This is a genomic window from Micromonospora yasonensis, assembly GCF_026013475.1.
Taxonomy (GTDB): domain Bacteria; phylum Actinomycetota; class Actinomycetes; order Mycobacteriales; family Micromonosporaceae; genus Micromonospora; species Micromonospora yasonensis.
Map to the genome: position 1 here is coordinate 1 of NZ_JAPDPH010000044.1, position 20,219 is coordinate 20,219.

General features: G+C 72.9%; 18 protein-coding genes and 1 pseudogene. 4 read left to right on the top strand and 15 right to left on the bottom strand.

Annotated elements, in window-relative coordinates:
* The 6 genes and pseudogenes from ONA70_RS12170 to ONA70_RS12195 form a co-directional block, all read right to left on the bottom strand.
* On the bottom strand, positions 1-1,274 hold a 1,274-nt coding region (locus ONA70_RS12170; RefSeq protein WP_265006494.1), incomplete at its 3' end, for a PucR family transcriptional regulator ligand-binding domain-containing protein.
* Between the two features lie 68 nt (positions 1,275-1,342).
* Entirely contained in the window at positions 1,343-4,156 is a 2,814-nt protein-coding gene (locus tag ONA70_RS12175; protein ID WP_265006495.1) for a CBM96 family carbohydrate-binding protein, read from the bottom strand.
* A 90-nt stretch (positions 4,157-4,246) separates the two neighbouring features.
* Positions 4,247-4,393, bottom strand: a pseudogene (locus ONA70_RS12180) (TrmH family RNA methyltransferase); the annotation flags it as partial.
* Entirely contained in the window at positions 4,390-5,841 is a 1,452-nt protein-coding gene (argG, locus tag ONA70_RS12185) for an argininosuccinate synthase (protein WP_265006496.1), read from the bottom strand. The gene argG and the pseudogene ONA70_RS12180, both read right to left, overlap by 4 nt.
* 88 nt (positions 5,842-5,929) lie before the next feature.
* Positions 5,930-6,796, bottom strand: a complete 867-nt coding sequence (locus ONA70_RS12190; protein WP_265006528.1) for a TrmH family RNA methyltransferase — start codon at positions 6,794-6,796, stop codon at positions 5,930-5,932.
* A gap of 3 nt (positions 6,797-6,799) precedes the next feature.
* Positions 6,800-7,357: a dihydrofolate reductase family protein gene (locus ONA70_RS12195; RefSeq protein WP_265006497.1), complete on the bottom strand. Its 558-nt coding sequence runs from the start codon at positions 7,355-7,357 to the stop codon at positions 6,800-6,802.
* Positions 7,358-7,486: 129 nt separating this feature from the next.
* On the opposite strand from ONA70_RS12195, the gene ONA70_RS12200 reads away from it, so the two are divergent.
* Both ONA70_RS12200 and ONA70_RS12205 read left to right on the top strand, forming a co-directional pair.
* Positions 7,487-8,098 (top strand): dTMP kinase, encoded by a 612-nt coding sequence (locus tag ONA70_RS12200; protein WP_265006498.1) that lies wholly within the window; start codon positions 7,487-7,489, stop codon positions 8,096-8,098.
* A gap of 10 nt (positions 8,099-8,108) precedes the next feature.
* Positions 8,109-8,549: a GNAT family N-acetyltransferase gene (locus tag ONA70_RS12205; RefSeq protein ID WP_265006499.1), complete on the top strand. Its 441-nt coding sequence runs from the start codon at positions 8,109-8,111 to the stop codon at positions 8,547-8,549.
* Positions 8,550-8,601: 52 nt separating this feature from the next.
* On the opposite strand, the gene ONA70_RS12210 is transcribed toward ONA70_RS12205, so the two are convergent.
* The 4 genes from ONA70_RS12210 to ONA70_RS12225 form a co-directional block, all read right to left on the bottom strand.
* Positions 8,602-10,815 carry a transglycosylase domain-containing protein gene (locus tag ONA70_RS12210; protein ID WP_265006500.1) on the bottom strand — a complete coding sequence of 738 codons (2,214 nt, stop codon included), beginning with the start codon at positions 10,813-10,815 and terminating at the stop codon, positions 8,602-8,604.
* A gap of 88 nt (positions 10,816-10,903) precedes the next feature.
* The gene (locus ONA70_RS12215) at positions 10,904-11,728 is read right to left on the bottom strand and encodes a hypothetical protein (protein ID WP_265006501.1); all 825 of its coding nucleotides are present in this window, start codon (positions 11,726-11,728) and stop codon (positions 10,904-10,906) included.
* Between the two features lie 150 nt (positions 11,729-11,878).
* Positions 11,879-12,985 (bottom strand): SPFH domain-containing protein, encoded by a 1,107-nt coding sequence (locus ONA70_RS12220; RefSeq protein ID WP_265006502.1) that lies wholly within the window; start codon positions 12,983-12,985, stop codon positions 11,879-11,881.
* A 5-nt stretch (positions 12,986-12,990) separates the two neighbouring features.
* Complete coding sequence (locus ONA70_RS12225) at positions 12,991-13,464, bottom strand: NfeD family protein (RefSeq protein ID WP_265006503.1); 474 nt, start codon at positions 13,462-13,464, stop codon at positions 12,991-12,993.
* A 91-nt stretch (positions 13,465-13,555) separates the two neighbouring features.
* On the opposite strand from ONA70_RS12225, the gene ONA70_RS12230 reads away from it, so the two are divergent.
* Positions 13,556-14,869 carry a serine hydrolase domain-containing protein gene (locus ONA70_RS12230; protein WP_265006504.1) on the top strand — a complete coding sequence of 438 codons (1,314 nt, stop codon included), beginning with the start codon at positions 13,556-13,558 and terminating at the stop codon, positions 14,867-14,869.
* A gap of 45 nt (positions 14,870-14,914) precedes the next feature.
* Here the strand turns inward: ONA70_RS12230 and ONA70_RS12235 are convergent, their stop codons facing one another.
* Positions 14,915-15,727, bottom strand: a complete 813-nt coding sequence (locus tag ONA70_RS12235) for a DUF3097 domain-containing protein (RefSeq protein ID WP_265006505.1) — start codon at positions 15,725-15,727, stop codon at positions 14,915-14,917.
* Between the two features lie 161 nt (positions 15,728-15,888).
* Here ONA70_RS12235 and ONA70_RS12240 point away from each other — a divergent pair, with 161 nt between their 5' ends.
* Complete coding sequence (locus tag ONA70_RS12240) at positions 15,889-16,683, top strand: hypothetical protein (protein WP_265006506.1); 795 nt, start codon at positions 15,889-15,891, stop codon at positions 16,681-16,683.
* Positions 16,684-16,699: 16 nt separating this feature from the next.
* Here ONA70_RS12240 and ONA70_RS12245 read toward each other — a convergent pair whose 3' ends face one another.
* From ONA70_RS12245 to fabG, 4 genes are all read right to left on the bottom strand, one after another.
* The gene (locus ONA70_RS12245; protein ID WP_265006507.1) at positions 16,700-17,479 is read right to left on the bottom strand and encodes an HAD-IIA family hydrolase; all 780 of its coding nucleotides are present in this window, start codon (positions 17,477-17,479) and stop codon (positions 16,700-16,702) included.
* A gap of 34 nt (positions 17,480-17,513) precedes the next feature.
* Positions 17,514-18,545, bottom strand: a complete 1,032-nt coding sequence (locus ONA70_RS12250) for a ferrochelatase (RefSeq protein ID WP_265006508.1) — start codon at positions 18,543-18,545, stop codon at positions 17,514-17,516.
* A 111-nt stretch (positions 18,546-18,656) separates the two neighbouring features.
* Positions 18,657-19,424, bottom strand: coding sequence for an enoyl-ACP reductase FabI (fabI, locus tag ONA70_RS12255; RefSeq protein ID WP_265006509.1), 768 nt, complete (start codon positions 19,422-19,424; stop codon positions 18,657-18,659).
* 22 nt (positions 19,425-19,446) lie between these two features.
* Positions 19,447-20,151, bottom strand: a complete 705-nt coding sequence (gene fabG, locus ONA70_RS12260; protein WP_265006510.1) for a beta-ketoacyl-ACP reductase — start codon at positions 20,149-20,151, stop codon at positions 19,447-19,449.
* Between the last annotated feature and the right edge of the window lie 68 nt (positions 20,152-20,219).

The window sequence follows — 20,219 nt, forward strand, 5'->3', positions numbered from 1 at the left end:
AACGCGGTGAGCTTGGCCTCCCGCAGGGCCTGGCCGACCGCCTCGGCGAGGTCACGCAGCCGGGCCGGCCCGGCCTCCGGGCCGGCGTCGCCGCCCGGCCCCGCGCCCTCCACCGCCGGGTCGTCGGCCCGGTGCCGGACGACCACACCGACCAGGTGCCGGCGGTCCAGCGTCACGCCGAGCGCCTTGGCCCGCAGCGCCACCTCGTCGACCGGGCGGGAGTGGTCGATCAGGGCGGTGAGCAGGGTGCGGTGGATCTGCCGCTCCAGCCCCTCGGCGTCGCGCCGGATCAGCCGGCCGAGGGCGAGGGTGGAGGCGGCCCGTTCGATCAGAATGGTGAGCCGGGTGGGCGGGATGAGCACGCCCTGCGGGCCGGGGCCCGCAGGCTCGGCCCCGGCGGAGGCGGGCGGGACGCCGGGAATGCCGTCCGGGTCGGCGGCCTCCCCGCCGGCGACCGGGTGGCCGGTGACCGCCTGGGTGACCGCGGTGGAATCGTCCAGGCCCGGGCGGTCGTCGAGCGCCGCCGAGAGGCGACCGGTGGTCAGCTCGCCGCCGGCCGGCCAGCGCAGCAGCAGCCGCCCCCAGTCCTGGCCGCGCGCCCCGACGGTGGTCACCAGCCAGCCGCTGTCCGGGTCGTACGCGGTCCGCCCGGTGGGCCGGATCCGCCGCGAGTGCTGCTCCCAGCCGTCCAGCAGCAGCTCGGCGCTCTCCCCCGCCGGGTCGTACGCGAGCACCTGCCGGGACAGGTTCTCCAGCACCACCGGGCAGCCGGACAGCTCGGCGGCCTGCCGGACCACCTCGGCCGGCTCGGCGCCCTCCACGGACAGTTCGGTGAACCGCTGGTGGATCTCCTCGGTGGCGCGCAACTCGGTGAGCTGGGCGTCCACGATCAGCGCGTGCACCGCCTCGGTGATCCGGACGAACGGGGTGGCCCGGCGCAGCTCGACCAGGGGCAGCCCGCGCCGCTCGGCGGCGGCCGCCATCACCCGGGGCACCCCGCTGACGTAGCGGCGGCCCAGCTCCACCACCAGCCCCGAGACCCCGACGTCGGCCAGGTCACCGATGAACGCGCGCAGCCCCGCGTCGTCGGCGGGCAGCCCGATGCCGGTGGTCAGCACCAGTTCCCCGCCGCCGAGCAGGGTGGCGATGTCCGGCACCTCGGCCACATGCACCCAGCGGACCGGCCGGTCCAGGCCCGCGTCGCCGGCGACCAGGCGCGGGGCGCCGTGGCGCACCGGCACCAGGGCGAGCACCTCACGGACGGTAGGGAACACGGGCGACACGTTACCCTGCGTCACCGCCGATCTCGATAGCCCTTGACCGGCGGCGCCACCCAACCGACTCAGGACAGCTCCAGGACGGGCCGCCGTCGCCAGTCGGTGTGCTCCCGGGTGCCGAAGGTGACCGAGTTCGACGCCCCTTCCTCCAGGATTCGCAGCCGGATCGCGAGCTTGCGGTCGCTGCCGGAGAGCACGGCGTTGACCGCTGCGGTGACGTCGAGGTCCACCACCGTGCCGGCGGTCGGCGTGGCGACGGTTTTCGGCAGCGTTGCGGCCGTGGGGCGGTTGTTCCAGGTCAGCGTCGTCTCCTCCCAGTCGGCGGCGACCTGCGCCGCCTCCAGGGTGCAGGCGCCGCCGCCGGTGGACTCGGCGTACAGGCGGAGCCGGGCGAGCGTCACCGGCCCGGTCACGCCGGTCAGGTCCAGATGCAGGTACGCCTCGCGCCGGTAGTCGGCGTTCGCGTCCGCCTTGACGATCATGGTGGTGAGGCCGCCGTAGTTGTCGTCCGCGTAGCCGCCGCCCCGCACGTAGGTGTCGGCCTCGGGGCCAAGAACCGCCGCGGTGACCAGCTCGACGGTCGCGCCGCCGCTGGGCACGGTCACGGACAGCCAACCGATGCCACTGGCGGTCACCGCCGCCGGAACCCCGTTCAGCCGTACCTTGGTGAGACCGGGGTGGTGGAAGGTGACCGTCGTGGGGCCCGGGTTCGGGTTGTGGATCCGGCCGCCCAGGCCGCGCATGGCGAGGCTGACGTCGGCGACGGACTGGAAGCCGAAGGTGTCCCAGGTGAAGGTGCGGCCCCGGCGGACCAGCCAGTACGCCGGCGTCCCACCGGACAGGCGGAACAGGCAGGCGAGCCCGCGCCAGGACATCCCGGCGGTGGTGAGGGTCCCGGTGCCCCGGGACTCGCAGGCGTGGTCGGTGACGCCGGAGGGGTGGGTGACCTGGGCGCCGGTCCACCCGGCGCCGGTGATCCGGCTCAGCTGCGCCCGCGGGTGCCCCGCCTGGTCGTACGGGAACAACAGGGTGACCACGTTCGCGGCGCCGGCCCCGTCGGTCGGGTACACGCACTGGAGATAGCGGCCCGGGTCCTTGTTCGAGACCCATGCCTCGGCGAGCGGACCGGAGCGGACGATGACGTTGCTCGGCGCCGTGCCGAGGACGACCGACAGGCCGACCCCGTTGCTGGTGCAGGGATTGACGTCGATGGTGGCGGCGTAGTGGGTGAGGGCCTCGACGACTGCGGGGTCGGTACGGGAGTTCGGGTGCCAAGCCACGCTGGCCGAGCCGCCGCTGCTGCCGCCGCGCACCTCGTCGAAGACCACCCAGTAGCCCTGGTGCTGCTGGTCGGGGTGGACGAGGACCAGGCTGCGCAGGTGCTGTACGCCGTTGGGGAGGGCGTCGCCGGAGTCGCCGCACGCGTAGTCCACTGGGCCGGGCAGGAGCGACTCGACGATGCCACCGCCGGGAAGCCGCCCGGGGGTGAGCTGGTGGTCGTTCGACGTCGGCGGGTCGGTGTCCGCAAAGCTCGTGGCGTAGTCCACCAGAACCGTGTTGTTGACGATCGCCCGTCGCGCGATGACCTCATAGCTGAATCCGGCCACCGCGGTGCCGTAGCCGGCGTACCCGGAGTTGCGCAGAACGTGCTCGCCGTACGCCGTCAGGTGCAGGGCGTTGGTGTCCTTGTGCTGATGCTCGACCGCGGTATCGCTGGTGGGATTCCACAGCGCGCCGGCGAGCGCCAGCGGCGACGTACTGGCCTGGAGGAACCATGCTCCGGCGCCGGGGAAGACCCGGCTCGGCACCGTGGTGTCCGTCGCCGGCACCTCGGTGGTCAGCACGTAGGTGGTGATCAGCGGGAGCGTCTCGGAGGCCGGTACGCCGCGCAGGCTCCAGGCGGCGTGGGCCGCGGCGACCGGCCCGAACCGGTGCGCGCTCCAGGTCCGGCCGGTCCGGTGCACCGTGCCCCGCTCGGTCCAACTGTCCCCGAAGGTGTACTCACCACGATCCGGATGCGCGCCGAGGCGCAGCACCGGCGTGGTCAGGTAGCCGGCGTAATGCTCCATGACCCGCACGTACTGCGGGTCGGTGTAGAAGTCGTGCCGGCCGATCCGGGTGAGCACGTCGACGAAGAACGACTTACTGTCCCGGTCCCCCGCCGAGCCGAGCCGGTTGCCGGCGTAGGTGGCGCCCGTCAGGTAGACGCCGTCGGCGGAGGTCAGGTTGTCGATGTGGGTCAGCGTCTGGGCGAGCGACTCGTCCAGCCGGGCGCTGTCGCCGGCGTAGGCCGCCCAGATGCCGTATCCGCCGATGCGCGCCGCCTGCCAGTTGCCATTGTTGCGGTAGAGGTAGAACCAGCCCGCCGCATCGGCCAGCGTCGCCTCGGCGGCGGCGCGCTGCGTCGCGCTGAGGTCGTTGACGATGACGTCCAGCCCGAGCACCAGGTGGAACAGGGCGCTGGACGGCGGGACGACCCCCTCCCAGTTCGCGGTGTCCAGGTACGGGCGCACCTCGGTGCGGTAACGGTCGATCAGGCCCAGCAACGTCGCCCGGTGCAGCGCGGCGTCGACCGGGTCGAGGATGTAGGCCAGGGAGGCGGCGCCGGCGATCTGCGACATCCGGGTGGCCCGCTTGGCCACGTTCGGCTCCTCCGCCGGGGTGGGGCAGGGCTGTCGGGCCAGGTCCGCGGCGGCGCTGCGCCAGCCGCGCCACGGCTCCTGGCCTGCCCGGGCACGCAGGTCGACGTATTCGCCATCGCTGACCAGCAGGAACGGGTGCGCCACCGCGCCCGAGGCGGTGCGCGGGATCGCGAAACCCGCGACACTTCCGGCCGCCGCCAGAACCACCCCACGCAGCAGCTGCCGCCGCTTGACCATGGCGTCCCCCGATCACGATCACCGTCAATGCGGGGAACGATAACAAGGCGGCGGCGGGCGTGGGGGGCCCGTCACAGCGGGTCGTCGCGGCCGCGTCGGGATCAGCACCGGGACGTCGCTGGCGTCCATCGCGGCCCAGGTCAGACCGGCTCCCTCGGCGCCCACCAGCAGGGCCGTCCGAGCCCGCTGCGCCGCGTCCAGCCGCTGGATCGGCAGCGCGTCCGGCGCGGGCGTCAGTCGACGCCGAACTCCATCGCGGCGCGGTCGAGTGCCTCGTCCTCGCTGGAGGAGACGCCCCGGGAGGCGATGGCTTCCGCGCCGCCCTGTGGCATCGCACCGATCAGCCCGGTCGAGGCTGCCTGTGCGGCACCGACCATCCGCTGCGGGGCCGCGCCGCCGACCATGCCGAGGGTGGCGTACTGCTCCAGCTTCGCCCGCGAATCGGCGATGTCCAGGTTGCGCATGGTGAGCTGGCCGATCCGGTCCGACGGGCCGAACGCCGAGTCCTCGGTGCGCTCCATCGACAGCTTGTCGGGGTGGTAGCTGAACGCCGGGCCGGTAGTGTCCAGGATCGAGTAGTCCTCGCCCCGACGCAGCCGCAACGTCACCTCGCCGGTGACCGCCGTGCCGACCCAGCGCTGCAACGACTCGCGCAGCATCAGCGCCTGCGGGTCCAGCCAGCGCCCCTCGTACATCAGCCGACCGAGGCGGCGGCCCTCGTTGTGGTAGTTCGCCAGGGTGTCCTCGTTGTGGATGGCGTTGACCAGCCGCTCGTACGCGGCATGCAGCAGCGCCATGCCGGGCGCCTCGTAGATGCCCCGGCTCTTGGCCTCGATGATCCGGTTCTCGATCTGGTCCGACATGCCCAGACCGTGCCGGCCGCCGATGGCGTTGGCCTCCAGCACCAGATCGACGGGGCTGCCGAACTCCTTACCGTTGATCGTCACCGGGCGGCCCTGGTCAAAGCCGATCGTGACATCCTCGGTCGGGATCTCCACCGACGGGTCCCAGAACCGGACTCCCATGATCGGGTTGACCGTCTCGATGCCGGTGTCGAGATGCTCGAGGGTCTTCGCCTCGTGGGTGGCGCCCCAGATGTTGGCGTCGGTGGAGTATGCCTTCTCGGTGCTGTCCCGGTACGGCAGGCCGCGTTCGAGCAGCCACTCCGACATCTCCGTACGCCCGCCCAGTTCGGTGACGAAGTCGGTGTCGAGCCACGGCTTGTAGATGCGCAGCTGCGGGTTGGCCAGCAGGCCGTACCGGTAGAACCGCTCGATGTCGTTGCCCTTGAAGGTCGAGCCGTCGCCCCAGATCTGGACGTCGTCCGAGATCATCGCCCGCACCAGCAGGGTCCCGGTCACGGCCCGGCCCAACGGGGTGGTGTTGAAGTACGCCCGCCCGCCCGAGCGGATGTGGAAGGCCCCGCAGGTCAACGCCGCCAGGCCCTCCTCGACCAGGGCGGCGCGGCAGTCGACCAGGCGGGCGACCTCGGCGCCGTAGCTGAGCGCGCGACCGGGCACCGAGACGATGTCGGGCTCGTCGTATTGGCCGATGTCGGCGGTGTAGGCGCAGGGAACGGCACCCTTGTCGCGCATCCACGCGACCGCGACCGAGGTGTCGAGGCCGCCGGAGAAGGCGATGCCGACACGTTCACCGATGGGCAGGGAGGTGAGAACCTTGGACACGAGGAAGATTATGCACTAGCCCGCATCATCATGCAAACAGAACGACACCGGCCCGAGGCGGGCGCAGGTGCAGCACGTCCCGCAGGGGCTACCCGATGCCGAACGGTGGGTCGTCGCGACCCAGTTCCCAGAACGCCACCGCCGCAGCGGCGGCGACGTTCAACGAGTCCACCCCGCGCCGCATCGGGATGACCACCCGTACGTCGCTGGCGGACTGGGCCGCCGCGGTGAGGCCGGGGCCCTCGGCTCCCAGCAGCAGCGCCGCCCGCTCGCGCTGGGCCGGAGTCAACCGCTGGATCGGTACGGCGTCCGGAGCCGGCGTCATGGCAAGCACGGTGAAGCCCGCTTCCCGCACCTGGTCCAAACCCGCAGGCCAGCGTTCGAGCTTGGCGTACGGCACCGCGAAGACCTCCCCCATGCTGACCCGCACACTGCGCCGGTAGAGCGGGTCGGCGCAGGACGGCGACAGCAGCACCGCGTCGATGCCGAGCGCGGCGGCCCCCCGGAAAACCGCGCCGAGGTTGGTGTGGTTGTTGACGTCCTCCAGGATCACCACCCGCCGGGCGGTGGCCAGCACCTCGGCGGCGTCGGGCAGCGGCTTGCGGCGGAACGAGGCGAGCACCCCGCGGTGCACGTGGAAGCCGGTGGCCCGCTGGAGCACGTCGGGGGTGGCCGCGTAGACCGGGGCGTCCCCGGTGTCCAGGTCGGCGAGCTGGTCCACCCGCTTGGCGTCGACCAGGTACGACCGGGCCGGGTAGCCGGCCCGCAGCGCCCGCCGCAGCACCAGCTCCCCCTCGGCGATGAACAGGCCGTGCGGCGGCTCCCAGCGGGTCCGCAGCTCGACGTCGATGAGCGCGCGGTAGTCGGCGATCCGGTCGTCGTCGGGGTCGGTGATCTCGTGGACGGGCACCCGACGATTCTGCCCGGTCCGCGCGGCCGGCCCGGCGCGGCCCAGGCGTCACGCCCGGACGTAGCGCAGCAGCACCGACCGGCCGTCGAAGCCGCGGGTCTCCACCAGCCGCAGGTCCAGGCGCTCCTTGTCGGGAAAGACGGGGGTGCCGCCGCCCAGCACGACCGGGTGCACGACCACCTGGTACTCGTCGATCAGCCCCAGCTCGGTCAGCGCCGCCGCCGCGCCGGAGCCGCCGGTGAGCAGCAGTTCCCGGCCGGGCTGGGCCTTCAGCTCGGCCACCTCGGCGGCCAGGTCGCGGCCGATCACCCGGGCGCCGTACTCGGCGCTGTCCAGGGTGCGGGAGACGACGATCTTCGGGGTACGCCGCCAGATCGGCGCGAACCGCAGGTTGTGCGGGTGCTGCGACATCTCCTCGGCCCGCGGCCAGTAGTACGACATCAGGCCCCACACCTTGCGGCCGTAGAGGAAGGCGTCGGCCCGGTCGGTCAGCTCGAGGGAGTACGCGGACAGCTCCGGGCTCATGGCCGGCCAGTCGAACTCGCCGTTCGGCCCCTCGATGAAACCGTCGACGGACTGGTGCACCCAGTAGATGAGCTTGCGCATGATGTCCTCCTGCTCGGTGGCGCCCCGGCGGGCGCGCTCACCGGTGGGTCGGAGCCGCCCGACCGGATCCGACAGCCCTGGCGACTTTTTCTTCGGCGGATTTGCCCGGGCCGGTTAACGTCGCGAGTCGTGGCCCGCCCCGTGATGATCGCCCTGCTCGGTGTGGACGGCTCCGGCAAGAGCACGCAGGCCCGGGCCCTGGCCCGGCGGCTGACCGACCGGGGCGTGCCGGCGACGTACTTCGAGAACGCGGGCGGCCGGCCGCTGTGGAACCGGCTTGCCCGGGCGCTAGGCCGGGCGGACGGGGTGGCGCTGTTCGGCCGTACCCTCTATCCGGTGCTGGAGGCGACGGTGCGCGCGCTGGCGATGGCGCGCACGGTGCTGGTGGCCCGGCTGACCGGGCGGACGGCCGTGCTGGACCGGTGGACCTGGTGCCAGTACGTGATCATGGCGGCCCGCGGCGACCAGGGCCGGCGGGCGGTCCAGGCGGCGTACGCGCTGTTCCCGCGCCCGACGGTGGTCTGCCTCCTGGCGACCTCGCCCCCGGTGGCGCAGCGGCGGGTGGCGGAACGCGGCATCGACACCGAGGAGCTGGCCCACCTGCGGGCGCTGGACGCGGCCTACCGGGCGCTGCCGGAGTACGCGTCGTTCGTGGTGCTCGACGGGGACGGCGGCCGGGAGGAGGTGGCGGCGGCACTGGACCGCATCGTGTCGCCGCTGGTCGGCAGCCGATCGCGGTAGGTTGCGGATCATGGACTACCGCCTGGAGGACCGGCTGCCCACGGTCGAGGAGTTCGTCGCGGTGACCACCGCGGTCGGGTGGACCGACGCGTACGACCCGGCGGCGATCCCCGCCTCGCTGGCCGCGTCGCTGCACGCGGTGGTGGCGGTCGAGGGCGACCGGGTGATCGGGCTGGGCCGGCTGGTCGGCGACGGGGCGATCTACTACTACCTGCAGGACCTCGCGGTGGTGCCGGAGCGGCAGCGGCGCGGGGTCGGCGCGGCGATCCTCGCCCGGCTGGAGGAGTGGATCGCCGGGCGGGGCTCGTCGCGCATTTTCGTCGGCCTGTTCGCGGCCGGTGAGTCGGTCAGCCTCTACCGCCGCTTCGGCTACGCCGTGCACGACGACCTGACCGGCATGTTCCGGGTCGGCCCGCGCTCGCTTCCCCGCGGCGGCGGCTCGAAGCGTTAACAGGGGCCCCTTCTACTACCGGAGGCGTTAACAAGGGGCCCCTCCTTGCTGCTCAGCCCCGGCCGCGGCCCTGGAGCCAGCGCAGGATGTTTCCCGGCAGGTTCTGGTCCTGCTGCCGCTGTTGCGGCGGCTGTGGCTGCTGCGGGGTCGGCTGCGGCTGCGGGCGCTGCGGGTCGCCCGCCAGCTCCCGGCTGGGCGCGGTGAAGTCCTTCACCGGCTTGCCGTCCACCGCGGTCCGGATCGTCCGGGCGACCGCGTCGATCACCCGGGCCTGCACGGCCGAGCCGACCAGGTCGGTGGAATCGTCCGGGTTCGCCGCGATGCCGGCGACCGCCACCTGCGGGGTGAACCCGACGAAGGTCTCGGTGGCGTTCTGCTCGGAGCTACCGGTCTTGCCGGCGACCGGCCGGCCGACGATCCGGTCCACCGAGGTGGCGGTGCCGCCGTTGCACTGCCCGTACGCCGACTGCTGGCCGACCGGGCAGCGGGCCGCGTCGGTGGCCGCCCTGGCCACGTCGGTGTCCAGCACCTTCTTGCAGGAAGGCTGGCCGACGGCCACCTTGTCGCCGTTGGCAGCGGTCACCGAGACCACCGGCAGCGGGGTGCAGTACGTCCCCTCGGCGGCCACGGTCGCGTACGCGTTGGCCAGGTCGAGCGGGGTGGTGGCGGCCACGCCGAGGGTGAAGGCGCCCCAGTTCTCGGCGTCGTTCTTCGCGAAGTCTGCGTCGGCGCCGGCCCGGAAGGTGATGCCGAGCCGCTGCGCCATCTCCACCACCTTGTCCTCGCCGACCTGTTCGGCCAGCCAGACGAAGTAGGTGTTCACCGAGCGGCCGAAGCCGTCCCACATCATCCGGTAGCCGTCCATCCACTGCGGGTTCGCGTTGGCCGGGCACCACTTGCCGTCGCAGTTGCCGTCGGCGTCGGAGGAGTAGCGGGTGGGCAGCTTCGCCGGGGCGTCGAAGCCGGTGGCGAGCGGCTTGCCGGCCTCCAGCGCGGCGAGCATGGTGAACAGCTTGAAGGTCGAGCCCGCCTGGTAGCCGGTGACGCTGTCCCCGCCGGAGATCAGCGGGTTGACGGTGTTCGGGTGGTTGGCCTGCCCGGCCGGGTTGGCGGCCAGGCTGTAGTGCCGGTTGACCGCCATGGCGAGCACCCGGCCGGTGCCCGGCTCGACCGCGGCGACCGGCAGGGCGCGCTTGTTGTCGTACCCGTAGACCTTGGTGGCCTGCTGCTGCGCGGTCTGCTGGATCTTCGGGTCCAGCGTGGTGATCACGGTGTAGCCGCCCCGGCGCAGCGCCTGCTCACGCTCCTTGACGGTGTTGCCGAAGGCCGGCTGGGTTAGCCACCACTGGCGCAGGTAGTCGCAGAAGAAGCCCCAGTCGTCGTGCCCCTGGGCGACCGCGGTGCAGCCGTTGGGCTGCGCGGTCGGGCGCAGGGTCAGCTTCTCCGCCTTGGCCGCGGCGGCCTGCTCGGCGGTGATCGCGTGGGTCGCGACCATCGAGTCGAGCACGTACGCCCGGCGGGCGAGCGCCTTGTTCTTGTCCCCGTCGATCGGGCTGTACTCGTCGGGCGACTGGACCAGGCCGGCGAGCAGGGCCGCCTCGCCCAGGGTCAGGTCGGCCGGCGCCTTGCCGAAGTAGCGCTGGCTGGCCGCGGCGACGCCGTACGCCCCGGAGCCGAAGTAGGCGATGTTGAGGTAGCGGTTGAGGATCTCGTCCTTGCTGAGGGTCTTCTCCAGGGCGCCCGCGTACCGGATCTCCTGGATCTTGCGCCCGACGGTCTGCTCGGTGGCGGCCTGCCGCTCCGCCGCGGTACGGGTGGGGTCGGTCTTGAGCACGTTGCGGACGTACTGCATGGTCAGCGTGGAGCCGCCCTGCTCGGTGCCGCGACCCTTGACGTTCGCGACCAGCGCCCGGGCGATGCCCCGCAGGTCGGCGCCGCCGTGCTGGTAGAAGCGGCGGTCCTCGGCCGCGACGATCGCCTGCCGCATCACCGGCGCGATCTCCGCCAGCGGCACGTCGGTGCGGTTGACGTCGTAGAACGTGGTGATCAGGGTCTTGCCGTCGTTGGCGTAGAGGTAGGAGCGCTGTGGCTGCGCGGGGGTGCGCAGCGCGTCGGGCAGCTCCGTGTACGCGCCGAGGACCGACTTGGTGACGAACCCGCCGAGCAGGTTGCCGGGGAGCGCGGCGACCGCGAGGGCGAGCCCGGCGAGGACGCCGGCGAGCAGCACGGTGAAGAGCCGCGACAGCGGCGACCGGGGAGACGGCATGCACCCCAGGATTACCGCGAATGCCGCCAACCGGCCAGTTCGCCAGGCAACTGTCAGTTACCTCACGGCGATCTCTCAGCTACCGAGGTCAGCTCGGCAGCGGACCGTTCGGTGGCGGGGCGGGGGTGGCGGCCATGCTGGCGGCGACCGCGTCGCGGGCGATGGTCGCGGGCACCAGGCGGCCGGAACGATAGCCGATGCCGATGCCGGCGATCAGCGCGAAGATCGCGCCGAAGGTCTGCAGGGAGCCGATCAGGGCACCGCCGAGGCCGAGCAGCGGAGCGGCGATCATCAGCATGACCCCGTCGCCGTAGGAGAACATCCCGGACCGGGCCACCGACCAGCCGGTGAGCAACCACCCCAGGCTGTACCAGGTGGCGCCGAACAGGACGATCGAGCGCGCGGTGAGGCCGAAGACCGGCGTCTGTTCGGCCAGCCCGGCGAAGGGCAGCATCAGCACCATGCCGCCGATGCTCGACAGCAGCCCGGCGAGGGCGACCCGGCGGCACCGGGTGGCGGCGAGCAGCCCGGTGAGCGCCAGCAGGGCGAGCAGCCCGAGCCAGACCGCGGCCACCCAACCCACCAGGTAGAGCTGCCGGCCGTCGGCCGGGTACGGGTCGTTGCCCACCCCGCCGTCGCTGGCCATCGTCACCAGGCCGTAGAGGATCGCGTACGCGGGCAGCAGCCAGACCGCCGCGCGCGCGAACCGGCGGACCGACCAGGCCCAGCTGGCGTCGGTGGCCGGCGCGGCCGGCCCCGGCTCGGAGACGAACGGCAGCACCCCGAACCCGCCACCGGTACGCCGGGTGCCGATCGGGCCGGCGGGATCGTGCGCGCCGGGGACCGCATCCTTGGAGAACAGTTCCTTGGAAAGCAGTTCCTTGGAGAACAGCCCGTTCGTCGGATCCTTCATGCGTCACCTCGCTCCGCGTGCGGGCGGCGCGGGACGCATGCGGCGCCCCGGTCCCTGCTCACCACCCGTTCTCAAACCGATGGTGGCAGGCACCGGGGCGCCGCATGAGCCTTTCTCGCATTTGCCGTCGGGGATCGACGGCGTCCGGGCTCAGCCCCGTTCGCGCCGGTCCGCCGGGTCGTTGAGCAGGCTCTCCGGGGAGACCGGCTCGGGGGCCGGCAGCCCCTGCGGGGCCTTGCCGCCGGTGGCCTGCGCCTCGGCGACGCGTACCTCGTCGTGGATCTCCTGGGCGGCGCTGGCGGCCGCCTGGGCGGCCTCGGCGGCCTCCCGCTCCACGTCACCGGCGCCCCGGCTCGCCTGCGGCGACGGCACGTCGCCGACCATGTTGGCCAGCCCGCCCAGCGCGCCGCCCATGCCCTCCAGGGCCTTGGTCAGCTCGGTCGGGACGATCCAGACCTTGTTGGCCGAGCCGTTGGCGATCTGCGGCAGCGCCTGGAGGTACTGGTAGGCGAGCACCTTCTGGCTCGGGTTGGCCTGGTGGATCGCGTCGAACACGGTACGGATCGCCTTGGCCTGACCCTCGGCCTGCAGGATCCGAGCCTGCCGGTCACCGTCGGCGCGCAGCACGGCAGCCTGCTTCTCACCCTCGGCGGTGAGGATCTGCGACTGCTTGAGACCCTCGGCGTTCAGGATCGCGGCGCGGCGGTCCCGCTCGGCGCGCATCTGCTTCTCCATCGAGTCGCGGATGCTCGGCGGCGGCTCGATCGCCTTGATCTCGACCCGGGTGACCTTGATGCCCCACCGGCCGGTGGTCTCGTCCAGCACCCCGGAGAGGTGCCGGTTGATCTCCTCCCGGCTGGTCAGCGCCCGCTCCAGGTCGAGCGAGCCGATCACGTTGCGCAGCGTGGTGACGGTGAGCTGCTCGATGGCCTGGAGGAAGTTGGAGATCTCGTAGGTGGCACGGACCGAGTCGACCACCTTGAAGTAGAGGACGGTGTCGATCGAGACGACCAGGTTGTCCGAGGTGATCACCGGCTGCGGCGGGAAGCTGACCACCTGCTCCCGCATGTCGACCTTGGTACGCACCTTGTCGATGTACGGCACCAGCAGGTTCAGGCCCGGGTTCAAGGTCCGCTTGTACTTCCCCAGGCGCTCGACCACGTCCTGGCGCTGCTGCGGCACGACCCGCACCGCCTTCACCAGCGTCACCACGACGATCACCGCAACGGCGATCAACACGATCGCGGCAAACTCCATATCCTTCACCTTTTCGCTTCGGGCAAACCGCCCGGGGTGGAAATGTCGTCCTGCCAGACCAGGGCGATGGCGCCCCGGACCTTTATCACCTGCACCCGTTCACCAGCGGCGTAGCTCCGCGTCGCGTCGTACGCCCGGGCGCTCCACAGCTCTCCGTCGATCTTGACCAGGCCCCGCTCGGCGTCCACCGGCTCCAGCACCAGGGCCGTGGCCCCCTCCAGCGCCTCGACGCCGAACGGCTGCTCGCCGCTCTCCAGCGCCGAACGGGCGTGCTTCTGGATGATCGGCCGGACCACCGCCACCGAGAGCGCGGAGACCACCGCGAAGACCAACGCCTGGAGCGCCACCGGCGCGCCCAGCGCGGCGGCCCCGGCGGCGGCGAAAGCCCCCGCCGCGAACATGATCAGGAACAGCGTCGTCGTGAAGATCTCGGCGACCGCCAGCACCACACCCAGCACGATCCACAGCACGGCGTCCACCCCACGATCGTGACACGCCGACGCACGTGTCATCGAACTGTCATGATCACCCAATCTCGATGGATCGCACCGACGCGACGAGGAGAACGACATGCCCCTGCTGCCCGAGACCGCCCGCGCCGTGGACACGCTGGTCAGCCGGGCCCAGGCCGAGGGCCGCGGACCGTCACTCGCCCTCGGCGTGGTACGCGACGGCGAGCTCGCCCACGTGGCGCTCGCCGGCGACACCCCCCGCCCCGACGCGGACCTGCAGTACCGGATCGGCTCGATCAGCAAGACCATGACCGCCGTGCTGGTGATGCAGCAGCGCGACGCCGGCCGGCTGAGCCTCGACGACCCGCTGGACAAGCACCTGCCCGGCACCCCGGTCGGCGCGCTCACCGTCCGGCAGTTGCTCGGGCACGCCAGTGGCCTGCAACGCGAGCCGGACGGCCAGTGGTGGGAGCGGACCGAGGGGGCCGACCTGGCCACCCTGCTGGCCGGGCTGACCACCGACAAGATCGCCCACCCGCCGCACCACGTCTACCACTACTCCAACCTGGCGTACGGGCTGCTCGGCGGGGCGCTGGAGCGGATCGCCGGCACCCCCTGGGCCGAGCTGCTGCGCGAGCGGCTCCTCGAACCGCTGGGCATGCGGCGCACCACCTACCACCCGACCGAGCCGTACGCCCGCGGCTATGTGGTGCACCCCTGGCACGAGACGCTGCGCGAGGAGCCGCGTACCGACACCGGGGCGATGGCGCCGGCCGGCCAGCTCTGGTCGACCGTCGAGGACCTCGGCCGCTGGGCCGCGTTCCTCGCCGACCCGGACCCGCGGCTGCTCGCCCCGGCCACCCTCACCGAGATGTGCGCGCCGGTGGTGATCAGCGACCTGGACTCGTGGACCGGTGGGCACGGCCTCGGCGTGGAGCTCTACCGGGTCGGCGAGCGGGTGTACGTGGGCCACGGCGGCTCGATGCCCGGGTACGTCGCCGGCCTGGCGGTGCACCGGCCCAGCCGCACCGGCGTGGTCGACTTCGCCAACTCGTACGGCCTCAGCCGCGGTCACCACATCGTGGGCCTGGCCCGCGAGGTGCTCACCCGGGTGCTCGACGCCGAGCCGCCGGCGCCCACCCCGTGGCGTCCGGCCGGGCCGCCGCCCGCCGAACTGGCCGAGCTGACCGGCCGCTGGTGGTGGATGGGCCAGGAGTACGAGTTCCGCCCGGACGCCAGCGGTGACCTGCTCGCCGGCACGGCCGGCCGGCCGGCGCTCCGGTTCACCCCCGAGGGCCCGGACCGCTGGCGGGGCCGCTCCGGCTCGCAGGACGGCGAGATCCTCACCGTGATCCGCGACGGGTCCGGCCGCCCGGTCGCCCTCGACATCGCCACCTTCGTCTTCACCCGCACCCCCGACCAGGAACCCTGACCCGCCACCGTGGCCTCGGGTGCCGGCCCGGAGGGCGACCAGCCGCTACACGGGCTCGGTGACGAAGTCGATCAGACGCTCCATGGCGTTGATCAGCGGCGTCTCGACGTCGGCGAAGCTGTCCACCCGGGACAGGATGTGCCGCCACATGTCCGCCGGCTCGGCCACCCCGAGGGCCGCGCAGACGCCCTCCTTCCAGGGCCGCCCCGGCGGCACCACCGGCCAGGCCGGGATGCCCAGCGCCTTCGGCTTCACCGCCTGCCACACGTCCACGTAGGGGTGTCCGGTGACCAGCACGTGCGGCGAGGTCACCGCCGCGACGATCCGGCTCTCCTTGGAGCCGGGCACGAGGTGGTCGACGAGCACGCCGAGCCGGCGGCCCGGGCCCGGCGCGTAGGCGCGTACCTCGGCGGCGAGGGCGTCGATGCCGTCCAGCGGTTCCACCACCACGCCCTCGATCCGCAGGTCGTCACCCCAGATCCGCTCGACCAGCGCGGCGTCGTGCACGCCCTCGACCCAGATCCGGCTGGCCTTGGCGACCTGCGCCCGGACGTTGTCGACGGCGATCGAGCCGGAGGCGGTCCGCCGCCGCGCGGCCGGCACCGGCGCCCGCGCCGGGCGGCGCAACGTGACCGGCCGGCCGTCGAGCAGGAACGCGGCGGGCAGCAGCGGGAAGTTGCGCCGCCGGCCGTGCCGGTCCTCCAGCACCACCGCGCCGGCCTCGAAACCGACCACCGCGCCGCAGAACCCGGAGTCGGCGTCCTCGACGACCAGGTCCGGTTCGGCGTCCACCTCGGGGGTGACCTTCCGCCGCCGCCACTCGCCCGCCAGCACGTCCCCGTCGTATCGCCCCACCATGTGGATCACGCTAGCCACGGACCCGGCGCGTCGCCCGCCGACGCGCCGACCAGGCGCCCCACCGGCGGCACAGAAAGGGGCGAAGGGGGTAGTTGGGGGCAGGTCACGCCACCGGAGCGGCAGTCGAGACAGCGACGGTGGCGAGCACGTACCCTTTCGGCATGTCCTCCCCCGCAGCGGGCGCGGCCACACTGGCGCCGCGCCGGTCGAGCCGGTTCGTTGCCTGGGTACGCGCCTGGCGCGCCGGCCTGGTGCCGTTCGACGAGGTCGCCGACGAGATCGCCGGCGCCGAGGAGCACCTGGTCGCGGACGCCCCCGGCACCTGGACCGACGTCACCCTGCGGGAGGCGCTGCCCAGCCTGGCCAAGCTCTCCCCGGACGAGATCCGCCTGGTGCTGCCCGCGCCCGGCGACCCGCGCGGCCTGCCCGGTCCGGGCGAGTTCGCCGGCGCGGCGCTGCTCGCCGGCGAGGCGGTGGTGGCCAGCGGGCTCGGGCTGGTCCCGGAGGTCCGCACCCACACCTCGGGCTCGGGGATGACCTGGGAGACGGTCCTGTGGCGGGTCTACCCGCTGCCGGCCGACGCGCCGAAGGCGTCCCTGGCGGCGCCGGGCGCGGCCGAGGCGGAGGCCGAGCTGGCCGCCGCGCTCGCCGAGACGACCGCCGCGCTCACCCGGCTCGACGTGGCCCAGTGGCGGCCGGAACTGGCCGGTGCCCTCTCGGCGCTGCGCCGCCCCGACGGGGCCACCGATCTGCCGCCCGGCTTCGACCCGCGGGCCCGCCGGCTCTTCGCCCGCGCGGCCGTGCTGGACCGGGTGCTCGCCCTGGCCGGGGAGAGCGCCCCGGGTGGCGCGGTGAACACGTACGAGGCGCAGCAACGGGACGCGGCGCTGCGGCCGCTCACCACCGCCTGCCGGCAGGCCCTGGTGGCCGCCTGCAACGCCCCGCTGCGCCCCTGAGCCGAGCGCGCCGGGCTCAGACCTCGTCGATCAGGTCGGCCACCGAGTTGACGATCCGCGACGGCCGGTACGGGTAGCGCTCGGCCTCGGTCCGGCTGCTGATCCCGGTGAGCACCAGGATCGTCTCCAGCCCTGCCTCCAGGCCGCAGAGGATGTCGGTGTCCATCCGGTCGCCGATCATCGCGGTGCTCTCCGAGTGCGCGTCGATGGTGTTCAGCGCCGAGCGCATCATCATCGGGTTGGGCTTGCCGACGAAGTACGGCTCCACCCCGGTGGCCTTGGAGATCATCGCGGCGACCGAACCGGCGGCCGGCAGCGCGCCCTCCACCGACGGCCCGGTGGCGTCCGGGTTGGTGCAGATGAACCGGGCGCCGTCATTGATCAGCCGGATCGCCTTGGTGATCGCCTCGAAGCTGTAGGTCCGGGTCTCCCCCAGCACCACGTAGTCCGGCGCGAAGTCGCTGAGCACGTACCCCACCGCGTGCAGGGCCGTGGTGAGGCCGGCCTCGCCGATCACGTACGCGGTGCCGCCGGGCCGCTGGTCGGCCAGGAACTGGGCGGTGGCCAGGGCCGACGACCAGATCGCCTCCTCCGGCACGTCCAGCCCCATCCGGGCCAGCCGGGCCTGGAGATCGCGCGGGGTGTAGATGGAGTTGTTGGTCAGCACCAAGAAGGGCTTGCCGGAGGCGCGCAGCTTCTTGATGAACTCGGGCGCGCCGGGCACCGGCTGCCCCTCGTGCACCAGCACGCCGTCCATGTCGGTGAGCCAGCTCTGCACCGGCTTGCGGTCATGCATGTGTCGTCCCAGGGATGTCGGAGGGCGGGCCGGCTCAGGGCCGGCGGGTCGGGGGTACGCAGCACAGCGCCGGGCAGGTGTCCCAGGTGGGCAGGTCGCCGAGGCGGCGGCGCAGCCCCTCACCGTCCGGGGCGGTACGCTCCAGGACCAGTTCGCGGACCATCCCCACGAAGCGCGGGTCGGTGCCCGGGGTGCCGGCGCGGACGAAGTCCAGGCCGAGCTGCTTGGCCGTCTCCAGCGCCTCGGTGTCCAGGTCCCAGACCACCTCGAGGTGGTCGGAGACGAACCCGATCGGGCTGACCACCACAGCGGTCACGCCCTGCTCGGCGAGGGCGGCCAGGTGGTCGTTGATGTCCGGCTCCAGCCACGGCACCTGCGGCGGGCCGGAGCGGCTCTGCCAGACCAGGTCGTACGGCAGGTCCGGGGCGGCCGCGGCGTGCACCAGCCGGGCGGTCTCCTCGAGCTGGGCGGTGTACCGGCCACCGTGCGGGCCGGCGGTGGCGGCCGCCGAGACCGGGATCGAGTGCGCGGTGAACACCAGCCGGGTGCTGTCCCGCTTCGCCGGATCGAGCTGCGCCAGTGCCGACCTGACCGCGTCGGCGTGCGGCTCGACGAAGCCGGGGTGGTCCCAGAACTGCCGCAGCTTCTCGATCAGCGGGGCGTCCGGGCCGACCGCGGCCCGGGCGGTGGCGATGTCCTCCTGGTACTGCCGGCAGGAGGAGTAGCCGCCGTACGCGCTGGTGACGAAGGCGAGCGCCCGCTTGATCCCGTCGTCGCGCATCTGCGCCACCGTGTCGGCGAGCATCGGGTCCCAGTTGCGGTTGCCCCAGTAGACCGGCAGGTCGATGCCGTGGGCGGCGAAGTCCTCCCGGATCGCCGCGAGCAGCTCGCGGCACTGCTGGTTGATCGGGGAGACCCCGCCGAAGCGCTGGTAGTGCTCGGCGACCTCGGCGAGCCGCTCCGGCGGCACACCGCGCCCCCGGGTCACGTTCTGCAGGAAGGGCAGCACGTCCTCGGGCCGCTCCGGGCCGCCGAAGGAGACCAGCACCAACGCGTCGTACGCCATGGCTTCCATTCTTCCCCGCCCAGCATGACGGTCCGGCGACGCCCCCTGGGTGCGGGTGTGGAAAGGGGCGCCCTGCTGTGCCGGAGGCGTTGAGCAGGGGCCCCTTACCGCTCAGGCGCCGAGGGCGTGGTAGCCGCCGTCGACGTGGACGATCTCGCCGGTGGTGGCCGGGAACCAGTCCGACAGCAGCGCCAGGCAGGCCCGGGCGGCCGGCTCCTGGTCGGTGAGGTTCCAGCCGAGCGGGGCCCGCTCGGCCCAGGCGTCCTCGAACTGCTCGAAGCCGGGGATCGACTTGGCGGCCATGGTGCGCAGCGGGCCGGCGGAGACCAGGTTGCTGCGGATGCCCCGCTTGCCCAGGTGCAGCGCCAGGTAGCGGGAGGCGGACTCCAGGCCGGCCTTGGCCACGCCCATCCAGTCGTAGACCGGCCAGGCCTTGGTGGCGTCGAAGGTGAGGCCGACCACGGCGCCGCCCGCGGACATCAGCGGCAGCGCCGCCATGGCCAGCGACTTGTACGAGTACGTGGAGACCTGCAGCGCCGTCGCCACGTCCTCCCACGGCGCGTCGAGGAAACCGCCGCCGAGGCAGCTCTGCGGGGCGAAGCCGATCGAGTGCACCACCCCGTCCAGCCCGTCGACGTGCTCGCGCACCTTGTCGGCGAGGCCGGCCAGGTGCTCGGCGTTGGTCACGTCCAGCTCGATCACCGGGGCCGGCTCGGGCAGCCGCTTGGCGATCCGCTCGACCAGGGAGAGCCGGCCGTAGCCGGTGAGCACGACCTGGGCGCCGTTCTCCTGGGCGAGCTTCGCCACCGAGAAGGCGATCGAGGCGTCGGTGATGACGCCGGTGACCAGCAGCCGCTTACCGGCCAGGAGTCCGGACATTACGTTGTTTCCTCCGTCTTTCTCAGTGGCCCATGCCGAGGCCGCCGTCGACCGGGATGACCGCGCCGGAGATGTACCCGGCCGCGTCCGAGGCGAGCCAGGTGACCACGCCGGCGACCTCCTCCGGCTGGGCGAACCGGCCGGCCGGGATGGCCTTGCGGTACTCGGTCTGGCGCTCCTCGGGCAGCGCGGCGGTCATGTCGGTCTCGATGAAGCCGGGCGCCACCACGTTCGCGGTGATGTTGCGGCTGCCCAGCTCGCGGGTGATCGAGCGGGCCACGCCGACCAGGCCGGCCTTGCTGGCCGCGTAGTTGACCTGGCCGACGCCGCCGTAGAGGCCGACCACCGAGGAGATGAAGATCATCCGACCCCACTTGGCGCGGAGCATCTTCGTCGAGGCCCGCTTGGCGCAGCGGAACGCGCCGGTCAGGTTGGTGTCCAGCACCCGGGTGAACTGCTCCTCCGACATCCGCATGAGCAGCGTGTCGTCGGTGATCCCGGCGTTGGCGACCAGCACCTCGACCGGGCCCAGCTCGGCCTCGATCGCGGCGAAGGCGGCGTCCACCGACTCGGCGTCGGTGACGTCACACTTCACGCCGAACAGCCCCTCGGGAGCGTCGCCGCTGCGGTGGGTCACCGCCACCCGGTCGCCCTGCTTGGCGAAGGCCTGCGCGATGGCCAGGCCGATACCCCGGTTTCCGCCGGTCACCAGCACGGTACGGGCCACGGTTCCCCCTCTGCTCAGCTGATCTCGACGCTGGCGAGCCTAGGGGTTACCGGCAGGTAAGCGCTAAC

What these genes read in the sequence shown, in the direction of transcription:
- ONA70_RS12250 (WP_265006508.1), bottom strand. Translation starts at nt 18,545, where the DNA reads ATGGCGTACGACGCGTTGGTGCTGGTCTCCTTCGGCGGCCCGGAGCGG.
- fabI (WP_265006509.1), bottom strand. Translation starts at nt 19,424, where the DNA reads ATGTCCGGACTCCTGGCCGGTAAGCGGCTGCTGGTCACCGGCGTCATC.
- ONA70_RS12210 (WP_265006500.1), bottom strand. Translation starts at nt 10,815, where the DNA reads ATGCCGTCTCCCCGGTCGCCGCTGTCGCGGCTCTTCACCGTGCTGCTC.
- ONA70_RS12215 (WP_265006501.1), bottom strand. Translation starts at nt 11,728, where the DNA reads ATGAAGGATCCGACGAACGGGCTGTTCTCCAAGGAACTGCTTTCCAAG.
- ONA70_RS12195 (WP_265006497.1), bottom strand. Translation starts at nt 7,357, where the DNA reads ATGCGCAAGCTCATCTACTGGGTGCACCAGTCCGTCGACGGTTTCATC.
- ONA70_RS12175 (WP_265006495.1), bottom strand. Translation starts at nt 4,156, where the DNA reads ATGGTCAAGCGGCGGCAGCTGCTGCGTGGGGTGGTTCTGGCGGCGGCC.
- ONA70_RS12235 (WP_265006505.1), bottom strand. Translation starts at nt 15,727, where the DNA reads ATGGTGGGGCGATACGACGGGGACGTGCTGGCGGGCGAGTGGCGGCGG.
- ONA70_RS12245 (WP_265006507.1), bottom strand. Translation starts at nt 17,479, where the DNA reads ATGCATGACCGCAAGCCGGTGCAGAGCTGGCTCACCGACATGGACGGC.
- ONA70_RS12240 (WP_265006506.1), top strand. Translation starts at nt 15,889, where the DNA reads ATGTCCTCCCCCGCAGCGGGCGCGGCCACACTGGCGCCGCGCCGGTCG.
- ONA70_RS12220 (WP_265006502.1), bottom strand. Translation starts at nt 12,985, where the DNA reads ATGGAGTTTGCCGCGATCGTGTTGATCGCCGTTGCGGTGATCGTCGTG.
- ONA70_RS12230 (WP_265006504.1), top strand. Translation starts at nt 13,556, where the DNA reads ATGCCCCTGCTGCCCGAGACCGCCCGCGCCGTGGACACGCTGGTCAGC.
- ONA70_RS12205 (WP_265006499.1), top strand. Translation starts at nt 8,109, where the DNA reads ATGGACTACCGCCTGGAGGACCGGCTGCCCACGGTCGAGGAGTTCGTC.